Below are 17,688 nucleotides of genomic sequence, written 5' to 3'. Positions count from 1 at the left end.
ATATATTTTTCTAGTATACAAAAAAGACCCGCCAACTAGCGGGTCTTTTATTATTTATTGTTTTCACACCATTTGCGTGCATTCACAAAGGCTTCCAACCAAGGGCTTACCTCATCCTGTCTGTCAGCAGGATAATGTGCCCAATTCCACTGGAAGATAGAACGTTCGATATGGGGCATGGTCACGAGGTGACGCCCGGTCTTATCACAAAGCATAGCGGTGTTGAAATCCGATCCATTTGGATTATGCGGATATTGTTCGTAAGCATATTTAGCCACGATGTTGTATTGATCTTCGCTGTGGGGGAGGTTAAACTTACCTTCGCCGTGTGAAATCCATACACCCAATGTGCTGCCTGCCAAAGTAGACAACATAATGGAGTTGTTATTTTGTATTTTTACCGAAGCAAAACTAGATTCGTGTTTTTGAGATGTATTATGGAGCATTTTTCCATGAACGTCGTGATCCGGATTGATAAGTTCCAATTCCATGAATAACTGGCAACCGTTACAGATGCCGACAGACATGGTATCCGGACGCGCAAAGAAGTTTTCCAATGCCTTTTTCGCTTTCTCGTTGTAAAGAAAAGCTCCGGCCCAACCTTTTGCTGAACCCAAAACATCGGAATTAGAGAAACCGCCTACCGTACCGATAAATTGAATGTCTTCTAGCGTTTCGCGACCTGAAATTAAGTCGGTCATGTGAACATCTTTTACATCAAAACCCGCTAGATACATAGCGTTGGCCATCTCTCTTTCGGAGTTTGAACCTTTCTCGCGGATAATGGCTGCTTTTGGTCTTTTTGTCCGGTCTGCTGAACATGTAGGCTTTTTACCATTAAATTGGGATGGAAATACATAGTTCAGTGGTTGGTTTTTATAGTTGTTGTAACGCTCTTGGGCCATACCGTTTTTAGACTGTTTACTGTCCAACAAAAACGATGTTTTAAACCAGCTATCGCGTGTTTCCGCTACGTCGAATGTAAATTCATCTGCATTATTTTGGAAGGATACAGCTGTTCCGTTAATAGCTTTTCCGATTTTCACGGCCTGTATGCCCGCTTGGGATAACGCCGTTTCAAGAGCAGTGTCATTTTTCGCCTGTAATACAACAGCGATATTTTCGTTGAATAATGCTTTAACTGTATCTGCTTCACCTAATCCACTTAAATCGTATTGTGCACCCAAGTTAACGTCAGCAAACGTCATCTCCAATAAGGTCGTAATCAGCCCGCCTGATCCTACATCATGTCCTGCAGCTACATAGCCTGATAGAATGGCTTCCTGTATGGCGTTGAATGCCTTTTTAAAATAATTAGCATCCTGAACGGTTGGTGCTTCCTTACCGATTTTATTATTTATCTGTGCAAAAGAAGAACCTCCCAGCTTGAAGGTATCTTGCGCTAGATTGATATAGTAAATAGATCCTGCATTTCTTGACAATACCGGCTCAATTACTTTATTGATATCGGTACAGTTACCTGCGGCAGAGATAATCAATGTCCCCGGAGCGATTACATTTTCGCCATTCGGGTATTTTTGTTTCATCGATAGCGAGTCCTTTCCTGTAGGGATATTGATGCCCAAAGCGATGGCAAAGTCAGAACAGCCTTTTACAGCTTCATACAAACGGGCATCTTCCCCTTCGTTGTTACACGGCCACATCCAGTTTGCTGAGAGTGATACACCAGCTAAACCATTTTTGATAGGCGCGAACACTAAATTCGACAAGGCTTCAGCAATGGCATTGCGAGAACCCGCAACAGGATCAACCAGAGCCGTCAACGGTGAATGGCCGATGCTGGTTGCAATACCTTCTGTTGAGTTGTAGTCCAATGCCATAACACCCACGTTGTTCAATGGAAGTTGTAAAGGACCTGCACATTGTTGTTTGGCAACGCGACCGCCCACACAACGATCTACTTTGTTCGTCAACCAATCTTTAGAAGCAACAGCTTCCAATTGCAATATCTGTCTTAAATAGGTGGAAATTTCGTTCACATCGTAAGAGAGATCTGCATATTGACGGTCGATCTTGCTGTCTTTCATCACTGTTTTTGGAGAAGAACCAAAGAAGTCCGCCAAATCGTAATCCATTGGTTTTTCTCCAGTTGATTTCGACTGGAAAGTAAATCGGTGGTCTCCCGTAACGTCACCTACGGTATACATTGGTGCACGTTCACGATCCGCTACTTTTTTCAGTATTTCAATATCTTTGTCGGCAATGACCAAACCCATGCGCTCTTGGGATTCATTGCCGATGATTTCTTTTGCTGATAGGGTAGGGTCGCCTACAGGCAATCTATCCATATCGATTAACCCGCCGGTTTCTTCCACCAGTTCTGACAAACAGTTGAGGTGTCCGCCTGCACCGTGGTCATGAATCGAAACGATCGGGTTATTGTCCGATTCTACGAAGGCACGGATAGCATTTGCCGCCCGTTTTTGCATTTCGGGATTAGAACGTTGGATGGCGTTCAATTCGATACCCGAACCGAAAGCACCTGTGTCGGCAGAAGATACCGCCGCACCCCCCATACCGATACGGTAGTTTTCGCCACCGAGAATTACAATTTTATCACCTGTTTTTGGTGTATGTTTTTTCGCTTGGTCTGCTTTACCATAGCCGACACCACCGGCTTGCATGATGACTTTGTCATAGCCTAATTTCCGGCCTCCTTCTTCATGTTCAAAGGTTAGTACAGAACCCGCGATCAAAGGCTGTCCGAATTTATTGCCAAAGTCAGAAGCTCCATTGGATGCCTTAATAAGGATGTCCATGGGTGTTTGATACAACCACGGACGTTCTTTCATGCCATTTTCCCACGGCCTGTCCTGAGCGGAACCGAAGGATCTGTCTTCTGTAGAAACTGACTCAAGGCGTGAGTAAGCGGTCATATACACAGCAGTACCCGCCAAAGGCAACGCTCCTTGACCTCCTGCCAACCGGTCACGGATTTCACCACCCGAGCCTGTAGCGGCACCGGCAAATGGCTCTACGGTTGTGGGAAAGTTATGTGTTTCGGCTTTAAGCGATAGTACAGATTCAAATGCTTTTTCTTCGTAAAAGTCCGGCTTGTCTGCCGATTTAGGCGCAAACTGGGTAACCTTTGGTCCTTTAACGAATGCTACGTTATCTTTATAAGCCGAAACAATTTCATTTGGATTGGTTTCAGATGTTTTTCTGATCAGCTTGAATAGGGACCATGGTTGCTCTTCACCGTCAATGATAAAGGTTCCGTTGAATATTTTGTGACGGCAGTGTTCAGAATTTGCCTGTGAAAACGCAAAAACTTCGGAGTCCGTCAGCTTACGTCCGAGTTTCTCGGAAAGGTTGTTTAAATATTCCACTTCTTCGGGACTCAAAGCTAAACCCTCCGAGTTATTGTATGCATCAATATTGTCAATTTCCAGAATAGGTTCTGGCTGGATATCGATAGTGTACATGTCTTGTGTCAGTACGGCATATTTTTGCGAAATCATCGGGTCGAAATCCGTGAAGTTTTCGTCTACCGGATGAAATTCTTCAATGCGGATAATGCCTTGAATACCCATGTTTTGCGTAATTTCAACAGCATTGGTACTCCAAGGGGTTACCATCGCAGCGCGAGGACCGACATAATAGTCGTCTAACGTCTGTTCGTCGAGCTTTTTTGCGTTTCCGAAGAGCCAGTTTAATCTGGAAACATCTTCTGCCGATAAGTCGTTTTGGGTTTGCACACCATACACGGTGCGGCTTGGGTTCATAAAGAAATGAATCATTACTAATGGTGTATTTTGAACGTTCTTCAAATCAAAGTACAAATATACGGAGTATTTTAGTAATGTAGCGTATCTTAACTGCTATTTCCGATAACACGTATATTTTTATTACTTTTGTTGAAACCATTGGTTAAATATGTCTAATATCACCATGAATATAAACAGTGATTTTGAAACGTCAAAAATCAGTTTTGACGATTTTCGTGAAATCATTTTAAAAGATTATAGATTAGCGGTTGAAAGCCGGATTGCAAGCCTGTCGGGTCGCAAGGAGGTATTAACTGGAAAGGCAAAATTCGGAGTATTTGGTGATGGTAAGGAGATCGCGCAAATTGCGTTGGCTAAAGTATTCCAGCCTGGCGACTGGCGCTCTGGCTATTACCGGGATCAAACATTTGCCTTTGCTTTGGGTATATCTAGTATTTATCATTTCTTTTCACAACTATATGCCAATCCTGATCTGGAAGCTGATATATCCTCCGGCGGACGGCAAATGAACTGTCATTTTTCTACACAACTGCTTGATAAGGAAGGAAATTGGTTAAATCAGACGGAGCAGAAGAACTCCGCTTCCGATATTTCGACAACGGGCGGACAGATGGCGCGTGTTATGGGACTGGGTCTAGCATCTAAATTATATAAGGAAAATCGAAACCTGGATTATCTGACCTACTTTTCGCGCCAAGGAAGAGAAGTTGTTTTTTGTACCATTGGGAATGCTTCTACATCAGAAGGCGTTTTTTGGGAAACACTTAATGCTGCGGCAGTAAAGCAAATTCCGGTTGTTATTTCCGTTTGGGATGATGGCTATGGGATATCCGTCCCGAATGAGGTACAAACGGCGAAAGCCGATATATCTGAAGTGCTAAAAGGTTTTCAACGTGAAAACGATAGCAACGGCATTGAGATATTTAAAGTGCGTGGCTGGGATTATCCAGCTTTATGCGAAGTTTACGAACAAGCGGCTCGTTACGCCCGAGAGGAGCATGTACCATGCGTCGTTCATGTTACGGAGTTGACACAGCCGCAAGGGCATTCTACATCTGGATCACACGAACGCTATAAATCGGCCGAACGACTAGAATGGGAAGATGCATTCGACTGTAATCTGAAGATGCGGGATTGGTTGTTGCAATCGGGTATTGCACAAGAAGAGGAATTGAAAGATTTGGAAAAAGAAGCCAAAGAATTCGTCCGTCAGGAACAGCGACGTGCATGGGCGGATTATCACAAAACGCTTCAAGTTGATTTAGATGAAGCAATAGCGTTGCTATCGGATATTGAAAATCCAATAACAGAAGTGCCACTAAAGACCTTACAGTCGTTGGCAGAACCATCTTTGAAAGAAGTTTATGCCAATGTAAGAAGGGCAATTCGAGATTTAAGGGGGATATATTCGTCTGAGAAAGATGTATTGATGGCTTGGTATACCCAAAAACAGGAGCAAAATTTTGGCCGGTATAACGATAAGTTATTTTCTGAAACGCTCGATTCTCCATTAAAAAAAGATGGGATCTCTGCCCATTATGAAGAAGACGTTTCTATTGTGGATGGTAGAGAGGTATTGAATGCTTGTTTTGATGCCAATTTTAGGCGTGATGAACGTATTGTAGCGTTTGGTGAAGATGTTGGAAAAATAGGGGATGTTAACCAAGGTTTTGCCGGGTTGCAAGAACAGTTTGGCGAATTACGTATTTTTGATACCGGTATCCGTGAATCTGCTATTATCGGAAAGGGTATTGGCTTGGCATTGCGTGGTTTACGCCCCATCGCTGAAATCCAATATCTTGATTATTTGATCTATGCCATGCCGGTATTGAGTGATGATTTGGCGTGTTTGAGTTATCGCACGAAAGGAACGCAGAAAGCACCTGTCATTATCCGTACTCGAGGCCATCGATTAGAGGGTATCTGGCATTCTGGCTCACCTATGACTGTACTGCTTGGAGGACTTCGTGGTTTGCATATTTGTGTACCGCGCAATATGACACAGGCGGCTGGTATGTATAATACACTTTTGCGATCTGATGAACCTGCGCTGGTAATAGAATGTCTCAACGGCTACCGATTAAAGGAAAAGATGCCTGCTAATGTTGGTGATTTTATGGTCCCAATTGGGATAGCGGAACAGATACGCGAAGGGAGGGATATTACCGTCGTGTCTTATGGCGCTACGTTGCGTGTTGTGCAGGAAGCAGCCATCGAACTGGAGAAACTAGGAATTTCTTTAGAGATTATCGATGCACAATGTTTACAACCTTTCGATCGAACAGAAATTTGCCGTCAATCATTAGAGAAAACCAATAAATTATTGGTGGTAGACGAAGATATGCCGGGTGGCGCAGCAGCATTTATTATGCAGGAGATATTGGAAAAGCAAAATGGCTATTATCTGTTGGACGGACAACCTCGGACGCTTTCAGCGAAACCTAACCGTCCACCGTATGGATCTGATGGGGATTATTTTACAAAACCATCTGTAGATGATGTCGTTGAATTAGCATACGAAATGATGAGTGAATATAACGAAAGTGTATTCCCGAGATTGTTTTAATTATAACTATGTAGAGACGCAGTATCGGCGTCTCTACAGTTAATCTTTATAGGCTTTAAATCGTAGAAGGTGGTCAGCTAATACCAATGCTGTCATCGCTTCGACGATAATAACCGCACGTGAGACAACACAGGGATCGTGACGTCCTTTGCCTGAAATAGTGGTGCTATCACCAGCCTCGTTTAATGTTTCCTGATCGCGCATAATCGTAGCAACCGGTTTAAAAGCTGTACGGAACATAATATCCATACCATTGGAAATACCGCCTTGGATACCACCCGAGAAATTGGTGCGGGTGCGTACCTGTTCTTCTTCTTTTACGAATATATCGTTGTGTTCGGAACCTTGCATCTCCGAACCGCTGAATCCCGAACCGTATTCAAACCCATGAACAGCGTTAATGCTCAACATAGCCTTTCCTAGATCCGCATGTAATTTATCGAAGACAGGTTCGCCAAGCCCAACGGGTACGCCGCGTACTACAGTTGATATTTTTCCACCGATGGTGTCTCCTGCTTTTCTTATCGAATCAATAAGGGCAATCATTTCATTTGCTGTTGCAGGATCTGCACAGCGGGCAATGTTGCTTTCCCGTATGTCGAGTAGTGCTGACAAATTAGTGGTGTCCAAATTGGGAGCTTCCAACGTACCCACAGCTGAAACATGAGCAAAAATTTCAATACCCTGGCTCTTGAGGTATAGTTTGGCTATAGCGCCTGCTGCGACCCGTGCCGCTGTTTCCCTTGCGGAAGATCGTCCACCACCACGATAATCCCGGATACCATACTTCTGTTGATAGGTGTAGTCGGCATGCGATGGACGGTATTTATCCGCAATATGGGAATAGTCTTTAGATCGTTGATCTTCATTCGGTATCAGAACGGCAATAGGTGTACCTGTTGATTTTCCTTCGAAAACACCAGATAGGATTTGAGCGACATCGCTTTCCTTACGTTGCGTTGTAATTTTAGATTGTCCTGGCTTCCGCTTATCCAGCTCCGATTGTATGAAATCTTCGTCTATATCGATGTTGGGGGGGCAACCATCGATAATAACACCAATCGCTTTTCCATGCGATTCGCCAAAGGTTGTTATCTTAAAAAGGTGACCAAATGAATTTCCTGCCATGATGTAATTTTTCTAGTTGTTTAACTGTTTACCTATTGCTCGATGGTGAAGCCCTGTTGTTGCAGGTGTTCCCAAAAATTGGGGTAAGACTTCTCCACCACCACCGGGTCGTTAATCGTTACTTCGTCAAAAATCAATGCCAATGGCGCGAATGCCATGGCCATCCGATGGTCTTCATACGTGTCAAATGTAACTTGTTTTGGCGCGTAAGCTTCCTTTGCTTTGATATGATAGGTTTCGCCATCAGCGACTATCGTAGCACCAAACTTTTCTATTTCGTTTTTCAACGCGGCCAATCGGTCTGTTTCTTTTATTTTCAAGGTTTCCACACCCGTTATGGAGATATCGCGACGAATAGCGGCTGCCAATGCGACGATTGTTTGCGCCAAATCCGGACACGCCTTAAAATCAAATAGTACCTTATCAGTGCCTTCGTTAACCTTTGCAATATGTAATCCGTCCTCCTGAAAAGAGCTAGCTACCCCAAAGTGTGTCATGATATCCACAATGGCGATGTCACCTTGTAAGCTGTGTGCTTTTAAACCTGGTAACACGACTTCTCCTTTTTTAGATAAAGCTACTATAGCATACCAATAGGACGCCGCACTCCAATCCGGTTCAACATAAATTGTTGTCGGTTTAAATTCCTGTGGTGCTATTTCAATAGTATTGTCTATCCAAGTATGGGATATTCCAGCTTCCTGCAACATGTCCAAGGTCATAGTGACATAAGGCCTAGATGTCAGTTCTCCTTCAATTTCCAACACAAGCCCTTGTTTTAGAGAAGCGGCTATAAGGAGGAGAGACGATAGGTATTGACTACTGACATTTCCTTTAATATGGACGCTCTGTTTTTTCTGCACCATTCCGCCTTTGATTTCCAATGGAGGAAAGCCGCTCTTTTTCTCATATTCAATGTTTGCACCGAGTGTTTTCAATGCATCTACCAAGATGCCGATAGGACGCTGTTGCATGCGTTCCGTACCGGTAAGGATAAAATTGCCTTCTACCAGATTCAGGTAAGAGGTAAGGAAACGCATAGCTGTTCCCGCAGGACCAATATCCACCGTGACGGATTCTCCCGTTTCACGGGACGTGTCCGCCAATGTGAGCGCCTTTTTCATAATGACAGTATCAGCGGCAGCGGATAGATTTTCTACTTTAACTGCTCCTCGGCTTAGCGCTTTTATAATAAGAGCACGGTTACTCTCTGATTTGGAACCAGTAAGTTGAACCGTGCCTTGTATTACTTTCGACGGACGACGAAGTGTAAGTGGTATCGAACTCATTTATGCCTCCGCCACAGATTTTGCGTTCATCACTTCATTTTGCTTGCGAATAGACTCGTTGTGCAACAATTCCAGGTATTTAGTTGCAAAGTCTTCGCTAAGTGACAATGCTTTCGCAAGTTGAACTCTTTTTTCTACGATTTCATCCCAACGACTAACCTGTAGGATAGTTACGTTATTATCACGTTTGTACTCTCCGATTTTTTCAGCAATTTTCATGCGGTCGCCAATTTGCTTTAGGATTGCGTCGTCTAACTTATCTATTTGCTGACGCAATTCGGCAAGTTTATCATCGAAAACTGGATTGTTGGATTCTGGATGGCGAACCGATAAGTGGTCGATCAAGTCTGCTAATGCAGCAGGAGTTACTTGTTGTTTTGCATCAGTCCACGCTACCGAAGGATCGATATGTGATTCTACAATCAAACCCTGTTGGTCCATATCCATTGCCTTTTGTGCAATGTAAGGGAGCAGTTCGCGATTTCCACAGATGTGGCTAGGGTCATTGATGATAGGAAGCTCAGGACACGCTGATTTCAACTGGACGGCTAAATCCCACATCGGTTCGTTACGGAAAGCAGTTTTCTCAAAAGAAGAGAATCCACGGTGGATAGCTCCTAGTTTTTTAATACCGGCGCGGTTGATGCGTTCTAATGCGCCAATCCATAAAGAAAGGTCTGGGTTAACGGGATTTTTAACTAATACAGGTACATCAACACCTTGTAATGCATCGGCAATTTCCTGTACAGTAAATGGATTTGCTGTAGAACGTGCGCCCACCCATAGGATGTCTACACCAGCAGCCAACGCTTCTTCTACATGTTTAGCTGTGGCTACTTCTGTCGCGGTCAATAGACCTGTTTCTGCTTTGGCTCTTTTTAGCCATTCCAAACCTACGTTCCCTATTCCTTCAAACTCGCCTGGGCGGGTACGGGGTTTCCAGATTCCTGCCCGTAACACGTTTACTTTTCCTGTGTTTGCCAATAGATGTGCGGTAGAGACTACTTGTTCTTCTGTCTCCGCACTGCACGGCCCTGCAATAATTAACGGTTTATCGCCTGTATCTATCCAAGATTTTAAAGGAACGATATCTAATGTATGTTTCATATTTTTATACTTAATCTTTTTATATTATACTTTTTCGTTTTTTACGTATTCCCCCATAATGGTGAAATTTATGGTGTGTTTCAATACTTTGCGGATAGCTGCATCGTAGTCGCTTTGCTTTTTCCATTCTACATCTACATAGAAATCGTATTCGTTTCGACGACCTATTACAGGCATAGATTGGATTTTGCTTAGATTTACATTTTGCTCCGAGAAACATTGTAGCACATTAGCTAAAGCACCTACCGCATTTCCTGTTTGAAAGGATAGGGAGGCTTTGTTTGCATTTTTTTGTTCGATGATCTCATTCGACAAGATTAAAAAACGTGTCGCATTTTTCTTATTGGTTTCTATTCTTTTTTCCAAGATTTCTAAACCATATAATTCGGCCGCCGCGACACTAGCAATTGCCGCGGTATTGGTGAGCTTATTTTCGATAATGCTTTTGGCACAGGCGGCAGTATCCATTCCCTCCTTTATTGTCCAATCCGGATGTTCACTTAAAAATTCATCGCATTGACGGATAGCAATCGGGTGTGATTCAACGAATTTTATATCTGAAAGTTTTGCGCCAGGTAATGCCAGCAAGTTTTGTTGTATATTTAAGTGTACTTCGCCAATGATGTGAAATTTATAATCACGAAGTAGATTGTAATTAGGCAAAATGCTGCCCGCAATAGCATTTTCTATGGCCATAACGACATAATCCGCTTTGCCATGTTTAAGCATCTCACAGGTCTTTTTGAAAGATTCGCACTCCAAAATTTCGATATCCTCATCGCCGAAATATTTATGAGCGGCTTCTTCGTGAAAGGAGGCTTTAACGCCCTGTATTGCAATTTTTGTTTTCATCCAATTATTATATTGATGAGTTAAGTGTTTCAGATATCAATGAGCTCGTCCTACAAAAAAAGTCCCGAACATCATCCGGGACTTTTTGTCTATTCACACAAACACATAAAATCCCGGCTTTACGTTTTAAAGTAAAAGTTGCCAAAATAAAAGTATGTGTTGTGTATCATCATGTCTCAAATTCTACAATCCAAAAGTAGAATTATTATTTTATATATGCAAAATAAATTTAAAAATAAATGCTTTTTTACTGTGAATTTGATATAAAAAATAAGTATTTTTTAGTTAAAATTTTGATTATTTTTTCTTAAAAATAATGGTGTTTTTTATGTTTGTTTTTGTGTCATTGTTTTTTTTAAAATGTTTGTTATATAGTATATTGTGTGTTTTTTTTACTTTAATTTTATATAAAATTATTTATTTTTTATCGTTTTTTTATGATATTTTATATCTAATTTTTTGTGAAAAAAATAGGTTTATTTTAATATATTATTAAGTGTAAATTGATGTGTATTATTGAAAATAAGCTGCTCTTAATGAGGCTAGGGTGCCGGTTTATATTTGAGATCTAGTCCGGTTTGGAGAAGAATACATAATTTCATTCCTTTGTTTTTTCTATGTTATACGTACTCATTAGCGTTATGTGCAGTGTCACGGTGTCGATTGTTATTAAACTGGCTAAACAGCGTGGGATACAGCATCTCCATTTAATTGTTTGGAACTATCCCGTGGCGGCATTGGCGACTTTATTGTTTTTAAAGCCGGGGGCGACTACGGTTGTGTTAAGTACATTACCATGGGGATTATATTTGTCGTTAGCGGTACTTCTACCATTGATATTTTTATGCATTGCGTACGCTATTCAATACAGTGGTATAGTCAAAACGGAAATTGCACAACGTCTTTCGTTGTTTATCCCATTGTTAGCTTCATTTTTTATTTTTCATGAAACTATAGGTGTGTCCAAATTGTTGGGTATAGCAGTGGGGATTGCGGCTATCCTATGCTCCATTGGATGGAAAAAAGGTGGTATAGTTAAACGCAAGGGAACGTGGGGTTATGCGGTGGCGGTTTTTTTTGGAATGGGGATTATTGATATTTTATTCAAAAAGGTAGCACTTTATAAACAAGTCCCTTATACTTACTCCATGTTGCTGATATTTATTTTGGCTATCGTCGTTTCTTTTCTTTTACTCACTTACCGCATTGCAATCAAGAAAGAACGTATACAATTTAAGTCTGTCATTTGGGGAATCCTTTTGGGATTGTTTAACTTTGGTAATATCTTGTTTTACATGAAGGCCCATCAAGCATTATCGAACAGTCCGTCTGTCGTCTTTACTGGGATGAACATTGGTGTTATTTTGTTAGGAGCGATTGTTGGTGTCGGTTTTTTTGGTGAACGTCTGACACGATTGAACAAGATAGGGTTATTATTAGCTGTTATTTCCGTTTTAATCATTGCATATCTGTGAGTTTGTTTGAAGATACATATTTAACCATTGAAAAGCCAAGTGAAGGATTGTTTAGGGATAGAGGTAGCAAGTTCATTGCTTATGCTTACCCTTTTAAAAATGAAGATACACTAAAAGATATCATTGCTGAATTAAAGGCGCTACACCCCAAGGCACGCCATCATTGCTGGGCGTACCGCTTAACGCCAGATCGTTCTATTTTTCGATTGAACGATGATGGAGAACCATCGGGAACCGCAGGTCGTCCCATTTTAAACACCTTATTATCGAAGGATGTCACGAATGTATTGGTTGTGGTGGTACGTTATTTCGGCGGTACATTATTGGGCGTTCCGGGATTGATAAACGCTTATAAAACAGCTACACAAGAAGCGTTGGATGCTGCTGAAATTGTGGAGAAAACAGTTAACGATGTTTATCGCATTACTTTTGATTATTTGCAGATGAATGATGTTATGCGTTTGGTTAAGGAAGAAAATTTGCCTATTTTAAAACAAGAGTTCGATAACAACTGTTCTATGGATGTTGAAGTGAGGAAGTTACTAGTTAACCAGGTTGTCCAGAAACTCGACAAGTTAGATGGTGTTCAATATGCATATCTTCATACTTTATGATAACTGATTCAGAACTAATACTTAATGCCGACGGAAGTATTTATCACCTTAATCTGTTGCCAGAGGATTTGGCACCCACTATTGTTTTAGTGGGCGATCCCGATAGAGTGGGAGAAGTATCTCGTTATTTTGACCGAATCGATGTAAAAAAAGGTAAGCGTGAATTTATTACCCATACAGGTGTGTTGCGAAATAAGCGTATCTCTGTTATCTCGTCCGGGATTGGTACGGATAATATTGATATCGTTTTCAATGAAATTGATGCATTGGTCAATATTGACTTTGAAACACGTACGTTAAAAGAACAATTAATCAGTCTGGACATTATCCGTATCGGAACCTCCGGTTCGATACAAGGTGATATTCGGATGGGGACTATCTTGGCTAGCGAATATGCGATAGGCCTTGACGCGTTGATGCAGTATTATGTGAAAAATTATTCGGAAGAAGAAAAAGTTATCCAACATGCCGTGATGAACCATTTTGGCACATTGGGCTGTACCCCTTATGTTGGCAGTGCCAGTAAAAGACTGATCAATCGCATAGCTCGGGATCTTCCAAAAGGTATAACAATGACCACACCGGGATTTTATGGGCAAGGCCGGTCAATGAGAACAAGAAATGCGTATCCTGATCTTATACGAAAAGCAAACGCATTTCAGCTACAAGGAAGATCTATTACGAATCTGGAAATGGAAACGGCAGGTGTTTATGCTTTAGCAAATATGTTTGGACACCATGCACTTTCTATTAACGCTATTCTTGCAAGTAGACTACACGATGCTTTTTTGGATAATCCGAAAGAGGTTATAGACAAGGCTATACGGTTTGTGCTGGAAAGGATTTAACTAGGTTTGATTACTTCCCTTCTCTTTTTAATTTATCTCTTATTAACTGATCTATTACCTCGACCCGACGATAGACAACTTGAGTTGTTTCAACTAGGTTTTTGTATTTGTCAAATATCTCTCTCGCTAACTCAGTGTAATGAAAGAAAAGTTCTTCTACTTTGCCGTATTCCTCTAGAAACGCTTGATGATCATCATCTAACGATACCGTATGGACGGATACCTCCTCATAGCGAGGGTAGACCTCGTCGAGTGCATTGAAATATTTAGGTTCGATTACTGCATCATCTTCGTATATATTTTCTATATCACGGTTATATATCCCCGTCAGGTCGACCACTTTTTCGTAGAGATTTTGTATATCCACGTTGTGTTTATCACAGGTAATAAAAAAGGTACCGATATCAATGGTGATTTCACCGTCAAAAAGTTCTTTATCCTCCAATTCTGTAACACCAAGCCAATCTTCTAGTATTTCCAGCTCCTGTTCAATGCCTAAACGTCGAAATGATAAGTCTTCAATGGTGTCATCTACATCTTTTAATTCGGTTTCTATTTTCGATACGTGCTCTTTGATTTCCCAAGTTTTATCATGTGCCTCATAATAGGATCGTAACGCTTCCTGCTCAAATGGAGGGGGAGTAATTTCGTCATCAAAATCGAGTGTGATATCTTTTAATGGGTGTTCTTTAACAATTGTTTTTATCATATCGTGCTTTGCTGTACCGTTCGTTAAAGTTATCGAATTTATTTAAGAAATAGAAGCTAGCCCATTGTATAGCATAAATGGATCGAGCGCAATCGGCTTTTTTACGATTACCCGTTTAACCCTTTACGACTTGAATCAAATCGCAATAGGATAAATAAGAGAATAGTAAAACTCCATAAAGAAGAACCTCCGTAACTGATGAAGGGTAGTGGAATACCGATAACGGGGACTATACCGATCGTCATGCCGATATTGATAAAGAAATGGAAAAATAGAATAGAGGCTACACCGTAGGCATAAATGCGTGCAAAAGCCGTTCGTTGGCGCTCCGCGATGTTTACTAAACGAAGCAACAATGTAAGATAGATGGCTATAAGTACGGTAGAGCCTACAAATCCCCATTCTTCTCCGATGGTACAGAAAATAAAATCGGTACTTTGTTCTGGAACGAATTTGTATTTAGTTTGTGTCCCTTGTAGAAAACCCTTGCCCAGCAGCTGTCCCGAACCGATGGCTATCTTGGACTGATTGAGATTGTATCCTTCTCCACGGGGATCGTGCATTTTTCCTAAAATAACATCAATTCGATTACGTTGATGTGATTGTAAAACATGTTCATAAGCATAGTCTACACAAAGTACATATACGCTACATGCAAGAAAGAGTATGCCGACGTTGATAATATATTTTCTTTTTTTTCGTAGCGAGTAGATCAGCAATCCCGCAATTAGTGCCAAGATGCCAATAATCACCCATTGATTGACCAGAAGTGCAGATATGAACAACAGAATAGCTAATCCACCTAACAGCAAGAGTGTGTTTCCGACGTAACCTTCGCGATAAAAGACAAAAATCAAGGCGAAGAAAGCCAGAGCAGAACCTGTGTCGGGTTGGAGCATGACCAATGCGACAGGTAGGAGAACAATCAACGCACCTATAAGGAGTGTTTTGATATTCGGATTTTTATTTGTTTGAGAGCTAAGATAGGACGCTAGAAGTAAACATGTGGCCAATTTACCAAACTCGGAAGGTTGTAAGCGGAAGCTACCCAGCGGTATCCATGCTTGATTCCCGCCGACATTCCGACCGATAATCAATACCAAGATCAACAATAAAATAACCACAATATAGATTAATGGAGACGTCGAAATAAAAAACTTGGCATCAATAATCAAAATGCTGAATCCAATAATCAGGGCAGTGAAAATGTAAATAGATTGTTTACCATAGTTTGTCGCCATACTAAAAATACTGGGCTGTTCCGGATCGTAAACGGCGGCATAAATATTAAACCATCCAATTAAGCAAAGAGCGAACCACAATAGAATAGTGAACCAGTCGATACGGCCAAAAAAACTTTTTTCTCTCATTTTACTGATGTCCCTTTCTTATCTGACTGTGATGTACAAAAAGCTCACGTCTCGGTTCTGTAGCCTGCGTTCCTGATGTACCAGGTTGTCTTGTTTGCTTCTTACTGTTTGAGGTACTTTTGTTCAATTCCTCTTCCTTTTTAGTCTTCGGTTTAGGAAGGAAATTGGCATTAAAGATGCGGTCTTGCTCGTATTTGGGCAAAGAGATCGTATCCTTGAGGTATTTTTCGACGAGCATATTGGCAATGGGACCTGCCCATACGCCACCATACCCGGCATTTTCTACAAACACCGCAATGGCTATTTTAGGGTTTTCACGCGGAGCAAAAGCAAAAAATACCGCATGGTTTTCACCATGTGGATTTTGCACTGTTCCCGTCTTTCCACACATTTCCACACCCGGAACGCGTACCCGGTATCCTGTTCCACCCGGAACATTCACAGCGCGACGCATTCCTTCGATAACAGGCTCATAGTATTTAGCCTCTACGCCGGCACTTATTTTTTCCTTAAATTCATCTTTTACGATTCCTTTTTCACCAATTGCCTTAACGAGATGCGGACGGTAATAAAAACCACGGTTAGCGACGATAGCCATAATGTTAGCCATTTGCAGCGGGGTAATGCCCATCTCACCTTGCCCGATGGATAAGGAAATGTTAAAACTGGAACGCCATTTATCATTGCCATAACGCTTGGTGTAAAAATCGGAAGTAGGTATTAAACCTGGTTTTTCACCCGGGAGGTCTATGCCCAATGTATGACCTAGACCAAATTTACCCAATGCTTCACGCCAAAGGTCGTAAGCCTTCGGGCCGGACATGCCCCGAGAGTCGATCATCCGTGCGTACGTGTATCCGTAGTATGTATTGCAGGATGTCTGTATTGACTTTACCAGACTGGTAGCGCCGTCTACGTGAGTACATCGCATAATCGCCCTTCCTCCTCCGTAACGATATCCTCCAGGGCAATAAAATACTGTTTTTTCATCGATAACACCCGCTTGTTGTGCCGTTAGTGCAGCAACGACCTTAAAAACCGATCCGGGAGGATAGGAGGCTTGAATGGGACGGATAAACATGGGGCGAGTCTCGTCCCGTAAGAGTTTCATGTAGTTGTTGCCACGTTGTCTTCCCACCATCATGTTCGGATCGTAGGATGGCGCACTGACAAAAGTTAAGATTTCTCCAGTAGCCGGCTCAATGGCGACAACGGAGCCCATTTTGTTTTTCATGAGCTTTTCCGCCAGTATTTGTAGATCGTGGTCAATAGTCGAAACCAAACCATCTCCTGCCACTGCAAGCGTGTCGTACTTACCCTCCATAAAAGAGCCTTTTGGCCTATTGAGCGCATCTACCATCTGATTTTTTACACCTCGCTGTCCACGTAGAAGTTCTTCGTAAGAACGCTCAATACCAGTCGCACCAATATAATCGCCCGGACGATAAAAGCCTTCGGATCGTTCAATATCTTTGTCATTTACCTCTTGGATATATCCTAAAAGTTGTGGTGCAATGCTGTCCGGATAACTTCTAACTGTCCGGTTCTGTACATAGAATCCGCGGAATTTGTATAAGTGCTCTTGCAACTGTGCATAGGTTGCTGCAGATAACTGTTTTTCAAATATGGAAGGACGGTAAGGTGAATGTGTACGAGCTTTATCCATTCTTGTTTGGAATCCCTCGCGGTCGATGTCGATCAACTGACATAAAAGTGCCGTGTCAATTTCTTTTGCTTCAATAGGGGTCACCAGCAAATCGTACACCGGTTCGTTTTGTACCAGAACTTTTCCGTTTCGGTCATAAACCACACCTCTTGCAGGATATACTACTACTTTACGTAATACATTGTTATTAGCTGACAATAAGTAAGTTTTGTCAATAACTTGAATATAGAACAGGCGAGCTACTATAACAATCGCTATAGTGATAAAAATTCCCTGAATAACAAATTTACGAGCGAAAAAACTATTCATGAACGT

General features: G+C 41.7%; 12 protein-coding genes. 4 read left to right on the top strand and 8 right to left on the bottom strand.

Annotated elements, in window-relative coordinates; all coding sequences use genetic code 11:
• Nucleotides 1-50: 50 nt before the first annotated feature.
• Nucleotides 51-3,761, bottom strand: coding sequence for a phosphoribosylformylglycinamidine synthase (purL, locus tag H8B21_RS14210; protein WP_190314425.1), 3,711 nt, complete (start codon nucleotides 3,759-3,761; stop codon nucleotides 51-53).
• A gap of 136 nt (nucleotides 3,762-3,897) precedes the next feature.
• On the opposite strand from purL, the gene H8B21_RS14205 reads away from it, so the two are divergent.
• The gene (locus H8B21_RS14205; RefSeq protein ID WP_190314424.1) at nucleotides 3,898-6,315 is read left to right on the top strand and encodes an alpha-ketoacid dehydrogenase subunit alpha/beta; all 2,418 of its coding nucleotides are present in this window, start codon (nucleotides 3,898-3,900) and stop codon (nucleotides 6,313-6,315) included.
• A 39-nt stretch (nucleotides 6,316-6,354) separates the two neighbouring features.
• Here H8B21_RS14205 and aroC read toward each other — a convergent pair whose 3' ends face one another.
• From aroC to H8B21_RS14185, 4 genes are read right to left on the bottom strand one after another with little or no spacing between them, the layout of a single operon-like run.
• A complete protein-coding gene (aroC, locus tag H8B21_RS14200) occupies nucleotides 6,355-7,443 on the bottom strand; it encodes a chorismate synthase (protein WP_190314423.1) in 1,089 nt (362 codons plus the stop codon).
• A gap of 32 nt (nucleotides 7,444-7,475) precedes the next feature.
• Nucleotides 7,476-8,732 (bottom strand): 3-phosphoshikimate 1-carboxyvinyltransferase, encoded by a 1,257-nt coding sequence (aroA, locus tag H8B21_RS14195; RefSeq protein ID WP_190314422.1) that lies wholly within the window; start codon nucleotides 8,730-8,732, stop codon nucleotides 7,476-7,478.
• Nucleotides 8,733-9,839, bottom strand: coding sequence for a chorismate mutase (locus H8B21_RS14190; RefSeq protein ID WP_190314421.1), 1,107 nt, complete (start codon nucleotides 9,837-9,839; stop codon nucleotides 8,733-8,735). It lies immediately after the preceding gene.
• A 24-nt stretch (nucleotides 9,840-9,863) separates the two neighbouring features.
• Nucleotides 9,864-10,691 carry a prephenate dehydratase gene (locus H8B21_RS14185; RefSeq protein ID WP_190314420.1) on the bottom strand — a complete coding sequence of 276 codons (828 nt, stop codon included), beginning with the start codon at nucleotides 10,689-10,691 and terminating at the stop codon, nucleotides 9,864-9,866.
• A 617-nt stretch (nucleotides 10,692-11,308) separates the two neighbouring features.
• Between H8B21_RS14185 and H8B21_RS14180 the strand changes: the two genes are divergently transcribed.
• The 3 genes from H8B21_RS14180 to H8B21_RS14170 are packed head-to-tail and all read left to right on the top strand — an operon-like array spanning nucleotide 11,309 to nucleotide 13,628.
• A complete protein-coding gene (locus tag H8B21_RS14180) occupies nucleotides 11,309-12,166 on the top strand; it encodes a DMT family transporter (protein WP_190314419.1) in 858 nt (285 codons plus the stop codon).
• Complete coding sequence (locus H8B21_RS14175) at nucleotides 12,163-12,780, top strand: IMPACT family protein (RefSeq protein WP_190314418.1); 618 nt, start codon at nucleotides 12,163-12,165, stop codon at nucleotides 12,778-12,780. The genes H8B21_RS14180 and H8B21_RS14175 overlap by 4 nt, the downstream gene beginning before the upstream one ends.
• Nucleotides 12,777-13,628: a nucleoside phosphorylase gene (locus tag H8B21_RS14170; RefSeq protein WP_190314417.1), complete on the top strand. Its 852-nt coding sequence runs from the start codon at nucleotides 12,777-12,779 to the stop codon at nucleotides 13,626-13,628. The genes H8B21_RS14175 and H8B21_RS14170 overlap by 4 nt, the downstream gene beginning before the upstream one ends.
• 10 nt (nucleotides 13,629-13,638) lie before the next feature.
• Here the strand turns inward: H8B21_RS14170 and H8B21_RS14165 are convergent, their stop codons facing one another.
• From H8B21_RS14165 to mrdA, 3 genes are all read right to left on the bottom strand, one after another.
• Entirely contained in the window at nucleotides 13,639-14,337 is a 699-nt protein-coding gene (locus tag H8B21_RS14165; RefSeq protein ID WP_190314416.1) for a hypothetical protein, read from the bottom strand.
• 107 nt (nucleotides 14,338-14,444) lie between these two features.
• A complete protein-coding gene (rodA, locus tag H8B21_RS14160; RefSeq protein WP_223815040.1) occupies nucleotides 14,445-15,707 on the bottom strand; it encodes a rod shape-determining protein RodA in 1,263 nt (420 codons plus the stop codon).
• A gap of 1 nt (nucleotide 15,708) precedes the next feature.
• A complete protein-coding gene (mrdA, locus tag H8B21_RS14155) occupies nucleotides 15,709-17,682 on the bottom strand; it encodes a penicillin-binding protein 2 (protein ID WP_190314415.1) in 1,974 nt (657 codons plus the stop codon).
• Nucleotides 17,683-17,688: the final 6 nt, after the last annotated feature.

The organism is Sphingobacterium chuzhouense, assembly GCF_014692525.1.
In the GTDB taxonomy this organism is placed as follows: Bacteria; Bacteroidota; Bacteroidia; order Sphingobacteriales; family Sphingobacteriaceae; genus Sphingobacterium; species Sphingobacterium chuzhouense.
Note: the sequence above shows the minus strand (reverse complement) of the source record. Positions and strands in the feature narration are given on the sequence as shown.